This is a genomic window from Kitasatospora sp. SolWspMP-SS2h (assembly GCF_003259315.1).
Lineage (GTDB): Bacteria > Actinomycetota > Actinomycetes > Streptomycetales > Streptomycetaceae > Kitasatospora > Kitasatospora fiedleri.
Map to the genome: position 1 here is coordinate 138,146 of NZ_QLLT01000016.1, position 14,291 is coordinate 152,436.

Consider the following 14,291-nt stretch of genomic DNA (forward strand, 5'->3'; position numbering starts at 1 on the left):
ACGCCGGCCGGTCAGGCGTTCGGGAGGGAGCCGGCGACCGCCTGCCGGGCGAACTCCACCACGTGGGCGCGCAGGTCGATGTCGGGGTCGGCGCCGACCAGCAGCCGGGCCATCCGGGGCACCGCGACCGGCCAGGCGGCCAGGCCGATCAGGCTGAGCAAACAGGCCCCGACCCGGGGGGACGCCTCGGTGCCGAAGGTCTCGGCGAGCGCGGCGACCTTCCGCTCGTAGTGGGTGGAGCGCCGCGCCTCGCCGGGCAGGGCGTCGTCGCGGTAGTGCAGGCCCTCCCAGAGGAAGAGCCGCACCAGGGCGGGGTTGGCCCGGTGGAAGTCGTACACCCGGCCCACGTACTCGGCGGGGTCGTCGCCGGGCTGGAGCGGGACGGCTTCGGCGAGTTCGTCCAGGGCCCGGGCGACGACCTGGTCGAAGAGTCTCTGCTTGCTGCCGAAGTAGCCGTAGATGCGCTCCTTGTTGACGCCGGCCAGTTCCGCGATGCGGTCCACGCGGGCGCCGGCGATGCCGTGGGCTGCGAACTCTTCCGTGGCGGCGGCGAGCAGCCGTTGCTTGGTGGAGGGCGGGTCCTGGGTCATGCCGACAGCGTAGGGCGCGAGGTCGCCACCCTCCAACCAACTGGATAGTTGACTGCCAACCAATCGGTTGGATACCTTCGGGCCACCCCCGGTCCGACCTCCGGACCCCGCACGCTCCACCGACCGCCCACCGACCGGACAGGAAGTGCACCATGCCGACCACCGCGACCACCGCCACCGCGACCACCGCCGCCACCGCTACGGAGCCGCCGCGCCCCGCGCTCCCCTCCGTCCACGTCCGCGCCCTGATCACCTGGCTGGCCGTCTACCCGGCGATCACGCTCGTCCAGGTCCTGCTCGGCCCCTCGCTGGCGGGCCTGGCCGTGCCGCTGCGGGTGCTGGTCCTGACCGGGCTGGTCGTCCCCGCCGTGGTGTACCTGTTCGTCCCGGTGCTGCTGAAGGCCCGCGCGGCCCTGCTGCGGCGGCGGTGAGCGCGTCCGACGGCGGTAAGCGCGTCCGGCTGCGGTGAACGCGTCCGGCGGCGGGACGGCCGCTACCGCCGGCGCATCGCCTTGCGGGTGTTGCGCACCCGCCGGTGCATCCGCTGGACGTTGGCCAGGGTGTGCACCCGGCCGGCCACGGTCAGCCGGTACTTGAGGCGCAGGAAGGACGGGAGGGCGTCGATCCGGTCGGCCCCTATCGCGCTGACCAGCCGGGTGACGTGGCGGTGGTAGGCGTAGCGGTACTCCTGGTCGCCGTCTGGGACGGTCCAGAAGAACATCGGGATCTCCTCGACCAGGGTGTTGTGGTCGTAGGCCCGCAGGTGCTCGCGGAAGACGGGTTCCGGCCGGTCGAGCAGCCAGGCGCGGACGAGTTCGATGGAGCGGACCCGGTCGGCGAGGCCGCGCGGGTCGGTGCGGCGCTGGGTGATCGAGCTGTCGCCGTCCTCGCGGATCCGCCAGTGGTAGACCGGCTCGGACAGCACGTCGACGCTCTCGGCCAGGAAGTGGTGCGGGACGCTGACCGGGGCGTCCTCGTAGAGCATGCCCTCGGGGTAGTCCAGGCCGGCGGCGGCGTAGAAGGAGCGCCGGTAGACCTTGTTCCAGGCGGTGCGGTCGGTGACCAGGCCGGGCAGTTCGCTGACGTGGGTGCGCAGCCGGGTCTCGGCGAACGGGCGGACGTGGACGTGCGAGGGCTCCAGCCCGGCGGTGCGCAGCCGCAGCACGTTGCCGGTGGCGAAGTCGGAGCCGGTGGCGTCCAGGGTGTCGACCATCAGCCGGTAGGCGTCCGGCGGCACCACGTCGTCGCTGTCGACGAAGGCCAGGTAGCGGGTGCCGGGCGCGAGGTGGCGGACGCCGGTGTTGCGGGCGGCGCCGAGCCCCTGGTTCTCCTGCCGGACCAGTCGGAACCGCGGGTCGCGGGCGGCGTACCGCTCGGCGATGGCGGCGCTGGTGTCGGTGGAGCCGTCGTCGACCATGACGCACTCGAGGTCGCTGAAGGTCTGGTCGGCGATCGAGTCCAGGCAGGCGGCGAGGTAGCGCTCGACGTTGTACACCGGGACGACGACGGAGAGGCGGGGTGCCATCGGCTGCACGGCCTTTCGGAACGGGCACCCTGATTGGCCGACCGGAGTGCCGCCGGGCGCGAACGCGCGAAGCGTATCCGGTCCCGACGACGTTGCGGGGAACGCCAGATGGCGCGGAAGTGGCGGAGGAGTTCGCTCCGATTCTGCGCCCGCGGCACGCCCGCGAGGAGGAGGGCGGAGGAGCGCGACAGAACGGACGGCAGAGCGGAGGGCAGCACCGACCGACCGGACGGAGGGCGCCGCGACGGGCAGCCGAACAACCGAGCGCCGCTGCCCACCCCCGTGGGGCAACGGCGCCCGAGCATCCGGATGCCGATCCTGCCGACCGAGTCCACGGTGTGTCAACTATCGTGGATTTTTCAACGACGGCCCGGAGCGTCGGACGGTCGACCGCCGCGGTTCGGGCGCCGATTCCCCAACGATCGTGCAGAACAGGACGGACGAGGGATACGCCCGGGGGTAAGGAGCCTCTATGATCCGGCACATGCCCCAGGAAACCCCCCGCGCCGAAGTCCCGGACTTCGCCAGCCGCTTCCGGCGCCTGATAGCGGTGATCTACCCCAAGGACCTCGGCCGTCCCTGGCGGGACAGTGAGATCGCCGAAGGCACCGGCCTGAGCGGCACGTACATCGGCAACCTGCGCAAGGGCTCCCAGAAACCGAGCCTGGAGAACGCCGTCCGGATCGCCCGGTTCTTCGGCGTCCCGCTCGACTACTTCTCCGATTCGGAGACCGCCCGCGCGGTGGAGCAGGACCTGCGCAAGATCGAGGCGCTGCGGGACGCCAGGGTCGAGCGGATCGCCATGCGGGCGGCCGGGCTGCCGCCGGAGATGCAGGACGCCGCACTCACTATTGTGGAGCAGTTGCGGCGGGCCGTGGGCCTGACCGACGGGCAGCCGGACGAGGCCGGCCCGGTGACGTGACGGAGCGCCAGCAGGTGCCGCTGGGACACTGGCGGCTGCCGGAAGGGGTCGACGTGCGGGGTGTGGGAAGCGGACTGGGCCGGACCCGGCGCCGGATGCGGGCGGTCGCGCGCGACCTGCGCCTGCCGCCGCTGAGCACCGTCGAGGAGCTGTGCGACGCGGTCTCCGCGCACCTGGGGCGTCCGATCCGGATCGCCCCGCGCCGGATGCGGGTCGGCGAGCCCTCCGGTTTCGTCGAGCGCCTGCCCGTCGAGGACGTCGTCCACGTCGAGCAGGAGACCTCCGGACTGCACCGGGCGCACATCGTCTGCCACGAACTGGCCCACCTGCTGTGCGGCCACCTGACCGAGCCCGCGCTGCTCGACCCGGACACCGCCCGGGTCGAACTGCCCACCATCGACCCGGAGATGCTCCGGCTGGTGCTCGGCCGCTCGCACTACGACGACGCCGCCGAGGAGGAGGCCGAGGTGCTCGGCGCCGAGCTGATGCGCCTCCTGGTGCTCGCCCCGGGCGCCGGCACCACCTCGCAGCTCGCCCCCGCGTTGGAGCACCGCAAAGGACAGCATGTCTGAACTGCCGTACAACCTGGTCTACTTGGGTATCGGCAGCGCCGCCTGGCTGGTCGCCGCACTGAAGCTGCGGGCCTGGCGGCGCGACCCGTCGTTCGGGCTGCTGGTGGTCGCCCTGGCGATCGCCTCCCCGGCCACCGCCTTCCTGCTGGCCTCCCCGCTGCTGTACCGGGCGGTCGGGCACCTCACCGGCGTCGGCAACCTGGCCACCCTGTTCGTCTACCTCGGCATCGTCGGCTTCTCCGCCGCCGCCGTGGTCCTCGCCCTGGTCTGGACCCCGCCCGAGGAGCGCGCCGGCGCCCTGATCTGGGCGCCGCTGGACGACCGGCTGCGGCAGCTGGTGCGCCGCCGCGCCGCGGTGTTCGCCGCGCTCGTCCCCGTCCTGGCCGCGCTCTTCCTGGCCGGCGGCCCGTACCGGCCCGAGACCCCGCTCACCTTCGACACCACCTTCGCCCCGCGCACCGCCACCGCGCTGTTCCTGGCGCTCTACCAGGGCCTGTTCGCCTACGCGCTGATCGACATCGGCCGGGTCTGCCTCGGCCACGCCGCCCGGCTCCCCGAGGGCTGGCTGCGCCGCGGCATCCGGCTGCTCGCCCTCGGCGCGCTCACCGCCTGCGGCTACGTGCTGTGCAAGCTCGCCGCGATCGCCCTCGCCTACGCGGGCGTCGGCGGCGCCGAGTGGCTCAGCACCGCCCTCGGCCCGGCCTTCGCCGCCCTCGGCGCGATCGGCATCACCTGCGGTTTCGCCGGCCCGGCCGGCGCCGCCTGGGCCGCCCGCCGCCGCGACTTCCGCGCCCTGCGCCCGCTCTGGGACCTGGTCTACCGCGCCGACCGCCGCCTCGCCCTGGAGGGCCCGCCCTCCCCCGCCTGGCGCGAACGCGCCGCCCTGCGCGACCTGGAGTGGCGCACCACCCGGCGCGGGCTGGAGATCCGCGACGGCCAGCTGACGCTCCGTCCGTTCGTCGACCCCGCCGCCGTGGACGCCGCGCGGCGGCTGGCCCGCCGGGCCTCGCTCGCCCGGAGCCACCGGGACGCCCTGGTGGTCGCCGCCGCGCTGCGCTCCGCCGTCGCCGCCCTGGCCGCCGGCACCCCGCCCCGCCCCCGCGAGGAGCAGGCCGCCCTGCCCGGCCTGGACACCGACCCGGCCGAGGAGCGCGCCCACCTGGTGCTGGTCGCCTGCTACCTGCGCTCCCCGCTGCTCGACCGGGCCCTGGAACCCCTCCCGTGACCACCCCGCCGCCACCGGCCCGGGACGCCTTCGCCGCCCTGGTCCTGCACCGGCGCCCGCAGCGCGCCCGGGTCGGCCTGACGCTCGGCTTCGTCCGCACCTTCGCCGTCCCCGAGATCGCCGAAGTCCTTTCCGGCACCGGGAAGTTGGCGTCCGCACCGAAGGCCCGGGCGAAGGCCACCGGCGCCATGATGTTCGCCCTGATCGGCCACGGCGTGGACAGCCCGGCCGGACGGGAGACCGTCGCCGCGCTCGCCGCGCTGCACCGCCTCCCCGGCGTGGACGCGGAGCTGATGCGCTACGTGCTGGCCTGCTTCACCGTCTGCCCGGTCACGTACGCGGCCGGGACCGCCGCCGAACGCGAGGCCGCCGCCGCCTTCGCCGCCGCGCTCGCCGGAGCACTCGGCCTGCCGCCGCTCCCCGGGCCCACCCTGGCCGAGACCGCCGCCTGGATGCGGGAGTTCGAAACCGCCCGGTTCGCCCCCAGCGAGGCCGGCCGGCGGCTCTGGCGGGCCGTCGCCCCGGTCTTCGCCGCCCGCCTCCCCGGCCCGCTCGCCCGCCACGCCCCCGCCTTCGCCGCGGCCCTCCTCGACCCCCCGCTGCGCGCCGCCTTCGCCGTCCCCCGCCCGCCCCTGCCGCTGCGCGCGGCCGCCCGGCTCGCCTTCCGCCTGCTGCGCTGACGGGACGGCACGCGCGCAGGCGCCCGGCAGCGGGCCGGGCAGCACCGCGCGGTCGCTCAGCGGCGCGGGCCGTGCACCCGGCGGTAGCTCCAGGCCAGCAGGCCGAGCAGGATCAGGCCGGACAGGATCAGGCTCGACCCGGTCGCCCAGCCGGCCAGCGGCAGCGAGGGCACCAGCCCGGCGACGACGCCCGCGGCGATCAGGCCGAGTCCGGCCAGGACCGAGCCGGCGATCCGCCAGCCGGAGGCGACGCTCGCCTCGACGCCCTGCATGGCCTTGACCCGGACCGGCTCCACGAAGCGGGCGAAGGCGGGCACCGCGCGGGCGACCAGGACCATGCCGGCCAGCAGGAGCAGCATCCCGGGGCCGGGCAGCACCAGCAGCACCACGCCCACCACGATCAGGACCGCGCCGACCACCGCGAAGAGCACCCGGGCCACCGGGTGGACCTCCGTCGGATCCGCTTCGAATCCCGGCCGCTGCTGCTGGTTCATCAGGCCACCCTAACCGGACGGCCCGCGGTTCCCGGTGCCCCGACACCGCCCCCGGCCGCCCGGGCACGCGTCGGGACACGCGTCGGGGCGCTCCCGCCCGGCCGAACGGACGGCCGGTCGTCCGGTCGTCCGTTCATCCGGGAGAAGCGCCCCGACGGCGGGTCACATCCCGTTCTTGCGGATCGGGGTGTACTCGGCCAGCTTGGAGATCGGCTCCTCGTGCGAGACGCAGCCCTGGCTGCCGGAGTCCTCCAGGATGATCGCCCGGGTGTGCGCCGCGTCCGCCCAGCCGCCGAACAGCACCACGTGCTGCTCGTGGTCGCCGCTGGTGTGGTGGACGACCAGGGCGTCGCCCGGCTGGAGGTCCTTGCGGGCGATGTGGTGGGCGATGCCGGCCGACTCGCTGATCAGCGGGCCGGTGGTGGTGCCGGGGCCGGGCAGGCCCCAGGCGGCGGAGAGGAAGCCGGAGCAGTCGACCCGGTAGCCGTTGGTGACGGCGCCCTGGCTGTAGCCGAGCCTGCGCTTGACCCGCTCCATCGCCCGCTCGACCATCGCCTTGCGCTCGTCGGAGACCCCGTCCAGCTTGGGCTGGGCCTTGGCGCCGCCGCCCTCGCCGTTGCGCGGGTGCCGGTGGTCGGACCAGGCGTCCCAGCTGTTGCCGTTGACGATCCTGGTCTTCCAGTCGCCGGTCGAGCGGTCCTTGAGCTTCGGGCCGTCGTGCTTGCCGCCGGGGCCGCTGACGATCCCGGAGCCGTCGTTGCCGCTGGTGTCGTGGCCGCCGCTGCCGCCCGTCCCGCCACCGCCGCCGTCGGTCCCGGTGTGCGGCGAGGAGGGCTGCCCGGTGTGGCCGCCGCCGCCTCCGCCGCCGCCGCCCTTGCCCCGGTCGGCGCTGTCGATCCCGGTGCCGGGCGACTTGGGCCCGGTCTCCTCGGAGTGCTTGCGCTTGAGGTCCTCGGCGATCTTCCGCTCGACCTCCTCGTACGAGGCGATCAGCTGCCTGATCTTGGCCGCGTCCTCGGCCAGCTCCTCGGTGAGCTTCTCCTTGGTCTTCATCAGGGCCTCGGCCCGCGCGTTGATGGCCTGCACGTCGCGGGCCACCTCCGCCAGGATCGGGCCGGCCCCGAGGACGCCCATGATCCCGCCCGAGAACACGTCGGTGGCGGCCGCCTTCGCGACGGTCGCCTTGATGTGGCCGAGCTGCCCGGCCATCTCCTGCATCCGCTGGTTGACCTGTGTGAAGTCCTGCTGGATCTTCAGCAGTTCGCCCGGCTGGAAGCCGAACTCGTTCCCCGCCATCGTGTTGTTCCCCCTGTGGTCGGCCCGGCCCGTAGCGGCCGGGCCCGGTGCGGTGCGGTCGGTCGACGCCCGGTCGGCGCTACAGGACGTTGGCGAGCTGCTTGACCGAGTCGCCGAGCTGCCCGAGCTCGTCCGCGACGGAGTTCAGCTCGCGGACCCGGCCCTGCGCGTGCGAGACGAAGGCGTCTGCGGCCGCACCGTGCCAGGTCAGCCCGCCGAGCACCGCGCTGACCTCGCGGCCGAGGCCGTCGACCTGCTTGCCCAGCTCGGCCAGCTCCTGGGCGATCTTGTTCAGCTCGGCGTCGGCGTCGCCGAACATCTTGCCGAGCGCCCAGTGCGCGATCTCGGCCGGAGCCATGACGATGTCCTCGCCGACCTTGACCACGTCACCGGCGAGGTGCTTGACGTCTCCCCACAGATCCATGACCGTCCCCCTGTTTCCCCGTGGATTCCCCGAAAGCCTGTTCCCCCAAGGCTAGTCAGTGCGGGCCCCCGGGGAAACGGGCGGGTACGGGGTGGAAGCGGGCGGGTGCCGGCGGAACCGGCGCGGCGGCCGGGCGGCGGCGGGCCGGGCGCGGGCGGCGGCGGGCCGGGCGCGGGCGGCGACGGGCCGGGCGCGGGCGGCGGCGGGCCGGGCCGGCTGTTCGCGGTCCGGCCGCCGGGCCTGTGACACTGGATGTGCTCGAAAACCGAGGTGCGCCCCGGCCCCCACTTTTTGCAACCTAGAGGGATGCCCGCAGTGAGTTCTCCCGTAGCCCCGCAGCCCGCCCCCACGTTCGCGGAGCTGGCCGCCCGGCTGCCCGGCGTGATGCTGCGCGACGCGCAGCGCCTCGGCCGCCGCCTGGAGGGCACCCGCAAGGTCAGGTCGGCCGAGGGCCGGCAGCAGGTGCTGACCGAGCTGGCCTCCGACTTCGACCGCTCCGAGTCCCGGGTGGCCGCCCGCCGGGCGGCGGTGCCGGTGATCCGGTACCCGCAGGAGCTGCCGGTCGCGCAGAAGAAGGACGAGATCCTGGCCGCCGTCCGCGACCACCAGGTGGTGATCGTGGCGGGCGAGACCGGCTCCGGCAAGACCACCCAGATCCCGAAGGTCTGCCTGGAGCTGGGCCGCGGCGTCCAGGGCCTGATCGGCCACACCCAGCCGCGCCGGATCGCCGCCCGCACGGTCGCCGAGCGGGTCGCCGAGGAGCTGGACACCCCGCTGGGCGGGGCGGTCGGCTGGAAGGTCCGGTTCACCGACCAGGCCGGCCAGGACACCCTGGTGAAGCTGATGACGGACGGCATCCTACTGGCCGAGATCCAGACCGACCGGGACCTGCGCCAGTACGACACCCTGATCATCGACGAGGCGCACGAGCGCAGCCTGAACATCGACTTCCTGCTCGGCTACCTCAAGCAGCTGCTGCCCCGCCGCCCCGACCTCAAGGTGGTCATCACCTCCGCCACCATCGACCCGGAGCGCTTCGCGGCGCACTTCGACGGCGCCCCGATCATCGAGGTCTCCGGCCGCACCTACCCGGTCGAGGTCCGCTACCGGCCCCTCGTGGAGGACGACGAGCCGGACTCCGACGACGCGGACGACAACGACCGGGACCGCGACCGGGACCAGATCCAGGGCATCTGCGACGCCGTCGAGGAGCTCCAGGCCGAGGGGCCCGGCGACATCCTGGTGTTCCTCTCCGGCGAGCGCGAGATCCGCGACACCGCCGACGCGCTGACCAAGCTGAGACTCCGGTCCACCGAGGTCCTGCCGCTCTACGCCCGGCTCTCCTCGGCCGAGCAGCACCGGGTCTTCCAGCGCTCCTCGCAGCGCCGGGTGGTGCTGGCCACCAACGTCGCCGAGACCTCGCTGACCGTCCCCGGCATCAAGTACGTGATCGACCCGGGCACCGCCCGGATCTCCCGCTACAGCCACCGCACCAAGGTGCAGCGGCTGCCGATCGAGGCGGTCAGCCAGGCCAGCGCCAACCAGCGCAAGGGCCGCTGCGGCCGCACCTCGGACGGCATCTGCATCCGGCTGTACTCGGAGGAGGACTTCCTCTCCCGCCCCGAGTTCACCGACGCCGAGATCCTGCGCACCAACCTGGCCTCGGTGATCCTGCAGATGACCGCGGCCGGCCTGGGCGACATCGCCGCCTTCCCGTTCCTCGACCCGCCGGACTCCCGGAACATCAAGGACGGCGTCAACCTGCTGCACGAGCTGGGCGCCCTCGACCCGGAGGAGAAGGACCACCGCAAGCGGCTGACCGAGCTGGGCCGCAAGCTCGCCCAGCTCCCGGTCGACCCGCGGATGGCCCGGATGGTGCTGGAGGCCGACCGCCTCGGCTGCGTCCGCGACGTGATGGTGATCGCCGCCGCGCTCTCCATCCAGGACCCGCGCGAGCGCCCGGCCGAGAAGCGCCAGGCCGCCGACGAACGGCACCGCCGCTTCCAGTCGGAGACCTCCGACTTCCTGTCCTACCTGTCGATCTGGCGCTACGTGCGGGAGCAGCAGAAGGAGCTGTCCTCCTCGGCGTTCCGCCGGATGTGCAAGTCCGAGTTCCTCAACTACCTGCGGATACGGGAGTGGCAGGACGTCTACGTCCAGCTGCGCACCATCGCCAAGCAGCTCGGCGTGACCATCGACGAGCCCCTCGACGACGCCGAGCCGGACGCGGACCGGATCCACCAGGCGCTGCTGTCGGGCCTGCTCTCCCACCTGGGCCTGTTCGACGCGGAGAAGCGCGAGTACGCGGGCGCCCGCGGCGCCCGGTTCGCGGTGTTCCCGGGCTCGGGGCTGTTCAAGAAGCCGCCGCGCTGGGTGATGTCGGCCGAGCTGGTGGAGACCTCCCGGCTGTGGGCGCGGATCAACGCGAAGATCGAGCCGGAGTGGGTGGAGCCGCTGGCGGCGCACCTGATCAAGCGCAGCTACAGCGAGCCGCACTGGGAGAAGAAGGCCGGCGCGGTGCTGGCGTACGAGAAGGTCACGCTGTACGGCCTGCCGGTCGTCGCCCAGCGGAAGGTCAACTACGGCCGGATCGACCCCCAGCTGTGCCGGGAGCTGTTCATCCGCTCGGCGCTGGTGGAGGGCGACTGGGAGACCCACCACCGGTTCTTCGCGGAGAACCGCAAGCTGCTCGACGAGGTCGAGGAGCTGGAGAACCGGGCCCGCCGCCGGGACATCCTGGTGGACGACCAGACCCTGTTCGACTTCTACGACGCCCGGCTGCCCGAGGACGTGGTCTCCGGGCGGCACTTCGACGCCTGGTGGAAGAAGGCCCGCCGCGAGCAGCCCGACCTGCTCAACTTCGAGAAGTCGATGCTGATCAACGACTCGGCGGACGGCGTCACCGAGGCCGACTACCCGGACTTCTGGCAGCAGGGCAAGCTGCGCCTCCCGCTGACGTACCAGTTCGAGCCGGGCAGCGACGCGGACGGCGTGACGGTGCACATCCCGCTGGCGGTGCTCAACCAGGTGGTGTCGGAGGGCTTCGACTGGCAGATCCCGGGCCTGCGCGCCGAGCTGGTGACGGCCTGGATCCGCTCGCTGCCGAAGGCGGTGCGCCGCAACTTCGTCCCGGCCCCGGACTACGCCCGGGCCGCGATGCGCGAACTGACCGACCGGCAGGAGCCGTTGCTGCCGACGCTGGAGCGGGTGCTGCACCGGATGTCGGGCCTGCCGGTCCCGCCGGAGGCGTGGGACGAGGAGCGCGTCCCGGACCACCTGAAGGTGACCTTCCGGGTGGTGGACGGCAAGCGGAAGCTCGCCGAGTCCAAGGACCTGGAGGAGCTGCGGCTCGCGCTCCGGCCGAAGCTGTCCGCGACGCTCTCCAGCGCCGCCTCCGGCCGGGGCATCGAGCGCACCGGCCTGACCGCCTGGCCGGATGACCTGCCGGTCCTCCAGCGCACCTTCGAGCAGCGTTCCCGGGGCCACTCGCTGCGCGCCTACCCGGCGCTGGTGGACGAGGGCGCCTCGGTGGGCATCAAGCTGTTCGACACCCCGGAGGCCCAGCAGCGGGCGATGTGGGCGGGCACCCGCCGGCTGCTGATGCTCCGGGTGAACTCCCCGGCCAAGTCGATCCAGGGCCGGCTGGGCAACCAGGCCAAGCTCGCCCTGTCGTACAACCCGCACGGGTCGGTCCCGGCCCTGTTCGAGGACGTCGTGGCGGCGGCGACCGACCGCCTGATGGAGCTCAACGGCGGGGTGGTCTGGGAGGCGGAGGCGTTCGGGGCGCTGTACGACAAGGTCCGGGCGGACCTGTACGAGCTGTCGGCGGACACCACGCTGAAGACGGCGTCGGCGCTGATCGCCTTCCACAAGGCGTCGACCCGGCTGAAGTCGGTCTCCAGCCCGGTGCTGCTGTCCGCGGTGAACGACGTCCGGCTGCACCTGGCCTCGCTGGTGCACCCGGGCTTCGTGGCCGACACCGGCTGGCAGCGGCTGGGCGACCTGAAGCGCTACCTGCTGGCGGTGGACCGCCGCCTGGAGGCGCTGCCCAACCACCCGCAGCGGGACCTGCAGAACCTGGTGAAGGTCCAGGCGGTGCAGCAGGCGTACGGGGAGCTGCTGGCGCAGGTGCCGGCGGGCCGGGAGCCGTCGCCGGAGATCAGGGCGGTGCGCTGGATGATCGAGGAGCTGCGGGTGAGCTTCTTCGCCCAGGGGTTGGGCACGCCGAGCCCGGTGTCGGAGAAGCGCATCCTCAAGGCGATGGAGGCCGCCGCGGCGACCCTCTGAGGCGGGTCGGGAGCCGGCTCCGGGGGCCCTCGGAGCCGGTTCGACCTGGGGGGTCGCCATGCAGTACAGTCTGTCTTGTTCGCAGGCGAGAGCAGGCGGGCAAGGATCAGAACACTGGTCCCGTGGAGCAGTTGGTTAGCTCGCCACCCTGTCAAGGTGGAGGTCGCGGGTTCAAGTCCCGTCGGGATCGCAGTAGCGTAAGGCCCGGAACCGTATGGTTCCGGGCCTTATCGCGTTTCCGGAGCCCGGCGCAAGGCGCACGACTGTGACGACCGTCACTGAACGGCTTTTGAGATGCCACTTCGGGAGCATCTCCACAAAGCGCCCTGATTTAATATATAAAATTGCACTGCCTTTCCGGGCTACGCCCCCCCTGCGATGATCATCCGAAAGGGAATGCCGGATTCCGCCCGGCACCCCTTCCGGAGCACCCGCACCCCCTCCCCCGCCCGCCCCACGGACCGGCCCCGGACACGCCGGAGGGCCGCCCCTTCCGACCCGGCGGAGTCGGAAGGCGGCGGCCCTCAAGCTGTCGGTCGCGCCCCGACCCGGCGGAGTCGGGGGGCTGCCGGTACGAACGGGGGGATCAGACCTCGGTGCGCTGGGCCGGAATACCGGCCAGCAGGGCACGCACCTCCGCCTCGCGGTAGCGGCGGTGGCCGCCGAGAGTCCGGATCGACGTGAGCTTGCCTGCCTTGGCCCAGCGGGTCACGGTCTTCGGGTCCACACGAAACATCGTGGCGACCTCTGCCGGCGTCAGCAGGGGCTCGGCGTCAGGGGTACGAGCGGTCATGAGCGGCCTCCTCGGGAGAACCGAACCAGGGCGGTTCTATCCTTCAAATTCTGCACCTTGGCCCCCGATGCCCGAAATGGCACGGACGGGCCGAGTCGGTTATAGGACGAACGGCTTGTCCTGGTGTCTACAACTACACCATCCGTCCAGCCCCATCGGCCAAACCGCCAAAATTGACCCCTCACGGGTTCAAGAGCGACGGAAGGCCCCGGACCACCCCATAGCGGACAGTCACGCAGCGGTGACGTCCGGTCACGGTGCGGCACGCCTGAGTGAGCTTGGGCTGGTTGTCCCATTTTGGCATATAGGTCTGAGTTCGCGTCAACGGTGAGTAGTATCACGTTCCGTGGGGATTGACCCGATCCGGGACCATGGTCCCGGTAACCGCGCCAATGGTATGGACCATCCTCCCTTGGACGCCGGAGTTCGGCCAGAGGCAATTTTCTGACGCCCCGTCACCTCCCCCGTCCGCCCCGCGCCCACACCGTCCCCGCGCCACCCGGACCCGCCCGAACCCGCCCGGACCCGCTCAGGACGCCTGCCGCAGCGCCAGCACCCGCCGCCAGCGCGCCGTCAGCTCCTCGTAGGCCCGCAGCGCCGCCGCGGTGTCCCCGGCCCGCAGGGCGCCCAGCCCGTCCGCCAGTTCGCCCACCGAACGCTCCTCGGCCAGCGCCCGCGGACCCAGCAGCCGGGCCAGGCCGCCGTAGTCCAGCTCGACCAGCGAGCGCGGGTGGAACTCCTCCAGCCAGCGCCCGACCTCCTCCGCGCCGTCCGCCAGCGGCCCGCCCGGCGCCCGCCCCCGGCCTTCGGCCGGGGACGCCCCCTTCCGCAGCAGCCGGTAGGCCCGGGCCACCCGGCGGCGGGCCTGCACCATCGGCGTCAGGTAGAACAGCGCGGCCGGCTCCGGCCGCTCGCCCTCCCCCGACGAGCCGTACTCCCCCGCCGGCACGTGCCGGCGGTCCTCCTCGCCGAACGGCAGGAACCAGCGCAGCGGCACCTCCCAGCGGCTGGAGGCGATCCACGGCCGGGCGTCGGGGTGCTCCTGCTGCCACCGCGCCCGGTCCGCCTCCGCGGCCGTCCGCAGGGCCGGCGGCAGCACGGTGTCCACCAGGTGCGCGGGCAGCGTCCGCTGCAGCTCCTGGAGCGCCAGCCAGCTGCGCAGCCGGGTCGTCCAGGGGCAGACGTAGACCACCCCGTCCAGCGCCCGCACGAAGGCCCGCCCGTCCTCCCGGGCGGGCAGCGGACGGGGCGTCAGGGCCGCCAGGCCCGCCAGCGCGGCCCGCTGCTCGGCCAGCGCCGCCGCGGTCACCGGCCGCCCCGGCCCCTCGGCGTCGGGGCCGTGCTCGGCGGCGTACGCCTGCCAGCGGGCGCGGTCGGGCTCGGGGAAGGCGGCCAGCGGCTCGTAGACCCGCAGCTGCGCGGTGTACGGAGGAAGCACGGTCGTGCGCCAGACGGTCACGCCCGGCATCGTCGCACGCGCCCG

14 protein-coding genes and 1 tRNA gene are annotated in these 14,291 nt (G+C 73.3%); 8 read left to right on the forward strand and 7 right to left on the reverse strand.

Going from position 1 to position 14,291, the window contains the following annotated elements; all coding sequences use genetic code 11:
• Positions 1 to 11: 11 nt before the first annotated feature.
• Positions 12 to 590 carry a TetR family transcriptional regulator gene (locus K353_RS21055; protein WP_111555101.1) on the reverse strand — a complete coding sequence of 193 codons (579 nt, stop codon included), beginning with the start codon at positions 588 to 590 and terminating at the stop codon, positions 12 to 14.
• Positions 591 to 742: 152 nt separating this feature from the next.
• On the opposite strand from K353_RS21055, the gene K353_RS21060 reads away from it, so the two are divergent.
• A complete protein-coding gene (locus K353_RS21060; protein WP_111555102.1) occupies positions 743 to 1,021 on the forward strand; it encodes a hypothetical protein in 279 nt (92 codons plus the stop codon).
• A gap of 62 nt (positions 1,022 to 1,083) precedes the next feature.
• On the opposite strand, the gene K353_RS21065 is transcribed toward K353_RS21060, so the two are convergent.
• Positions 1,084 to 2,115 carry a glycosyltransferase gene (locus K353_RS21065; protein ID WP_111555103.1) on the reverse strand — a complete coding sequence of 344 codons (1,032 nt, stop codon included), beginning with the start codon at positions 2,113 to 2,115 and terminating at the stop codon, positions 1,084 to 1,086.
• A gap of 484 nt (positions 2,116 to 2,599) precedes the next feature.
• Between K353_RS21065 and K353_RS21070 the strand changes: the two genes are divergently transcribed.
• From K353_RS21070 to K353_RS21085, 4 genes are all read left to right on the forward strand, one after another.
• The gene (locus K353_RS21070) at positions 2,600 to 3,037 is read left to right on the forward strand and encodes a helix-turn-helix transcriptional regulator (RefSeq protein ID WP_158585451.1); all 438 of its coding nucleotides are present in this window, start codon (positions 2,600 to 2,602) and stop codon (positions 3,035 to 3,037) included.
• A 95-nt stretch (positions 3,038 to 3,132) separates the two neighbouring features.
• Positions 3,133 to 3,609: a hypothetical protein gene (locus K353_RS21075; protein ID WP_146616530.1), complete on the forward strand. Its 477-nt coding sequence runs from the start codon at positions 3,133 to 3,135 to the stop codon at positions 3,607 to 3,609.
• Entirely contained in the window at positions 3,602 to 4,834 is a 1,233-nt protein-coding gene (locus K353_RS36925; RefSeq protein WP_111555105.1) for an MAB_1171c family putative transporter, read from the forward strand. The genes K353_RS21075 and K353_RS36925 overlap by 8 nt, the downstream gene beginning before the upstream one ends.
• The gene (locus K353_RS21085) at positions 4,831 to 5,514 is read left to right on the forward strand and encodes an oxygenase MpaB family protein (RefSeq protein ID WP_111555106.1); all 684 of its coding nucleotides are present in this window, start codon (positions 4,831 to 4,833) and stop codon (positions 5,512 to 5,514) included. Before K353_RS36925 ends, K353_RS21085 begins: the two co-directional genes overlap by 4 nt.
• A 56-nt stretch (positions 5,515 to 5,570) precedes the next feature.
• Here the strand turns inward: K353_RS21085 and K353_RS21090 are convergent, their stop codons facing one another.
• The 3 genes from K353_RS21090 to K353_RS21100 form a co-directional block, all read right to left on the reverse strand.
• Positions 5,571 to 6,008 (reverse strand): PGPGW domain-containing protein, encoded by a 438-nt coding sequence (locus tag K353_RS21090; protein ID WP_111555107.1) that lies wholly within the window; start codon positions 6,006 to 6,008, stop codon positions 5,571 to 5,573.
• A gap of 162 nt (positions 6,009 to 6,170) precedes the next feature.
• Positions 6,171 to 7,304, reverse strand: coding sequence for a hypothetical protein (locus K353_RS21095; protein WP_111555108.1), 1,134 nt, complete (start codon positions 7,302 to 7,304; stop codon positions 6,171 to 6,173).
• A 79-nt stretch (positions 7,305 to 7,383) separates the two neighbouring features.
• The gene (locus tag K353_RS21100) at positions 7,384 to 7,728 is read right to left on the reverse strand and encodes a WXG100 family type VII secretion target (RefSeq protein ID WP_111555109.1); all 345 of its coding nucleotides are present in this window, start codon (positions 7,726 to 7,728) and stop codon (positions 7,384 to 7,386) included.
• Positions 7,729 to 7,833: 105 nt separating this feature from the next.
• Between K353_RS21100 and K353_RS34445 the strand changes: the two genes are divergently transcribed.
• The 3 genes from K353_RS34445 to K353_RS21115 all read left to right on the forward strand — a co-directional run bounded on the left by K353_RS34445 (position 7,834) and on the right by K353_RS21115 (position 12,205).
• Positions 7,834 to 7,974 (forward strand): hypothetical protein, encoded by a 141-nt coding sequence (locus K353_RS34445; RefSeq protein WP_158585452.1) that lies wholly within the window; start codon positions 7,834 to 7,836, stop codon positions 7,972 to 7,974.
• Positions 7,975 to 8,034: 60 nt separating this feature from the next.
• Positions 8,035 to 12,015, forward strand: coding sequence for an ATP-dependent RNA helicase HrpA (gene hrpA, locus K353_RS21110; protein ID WP_111555110.1), 3,981 nt, complete (start codon positions 8,035 to 8,037; stop codon positions 12,013 to 12,015).
• A 116-nt stretch (positions 12,016 to 12,131) separates the two neighbouring features.
• Positions 12,132 to 12,205 (forward strand) — tRNA-Asp (locus tag K353_RS21115).
• 396 nt (positions 12,206 to 12,601) lie between these two features.
• On the opposite strand, the gene bldC is transcribed toward K353_RS21115, so the two are convergent.
• On the reverse strand, positions 12,602 to 12,808 hold the full coding sequence (gene bldC / locus K353_RS21125; RefSeq protein ID WP_030459248.1) for a developmental transcriptional regulator BldC: 207 nt from the start codon (positions 12,806 to 12,808) through the stop codon (positions 12,602 to 12,604).
• 529 nt (positions 12,809 to 13,337) lie between these two features.
• Positions 13,338 to 14,276 (reverse strand): hypothetical protein, encoded by a 939-nt coding sequence (locus K353_RS21130; protein WP_111555112.1) that lies wholly within the window; start codon positions 14,274 to 14,276, stop codon positions 13,338 to 13,340.
• Positions 14,277 to 14,291 lie beyond the last annotated feature (15 nt).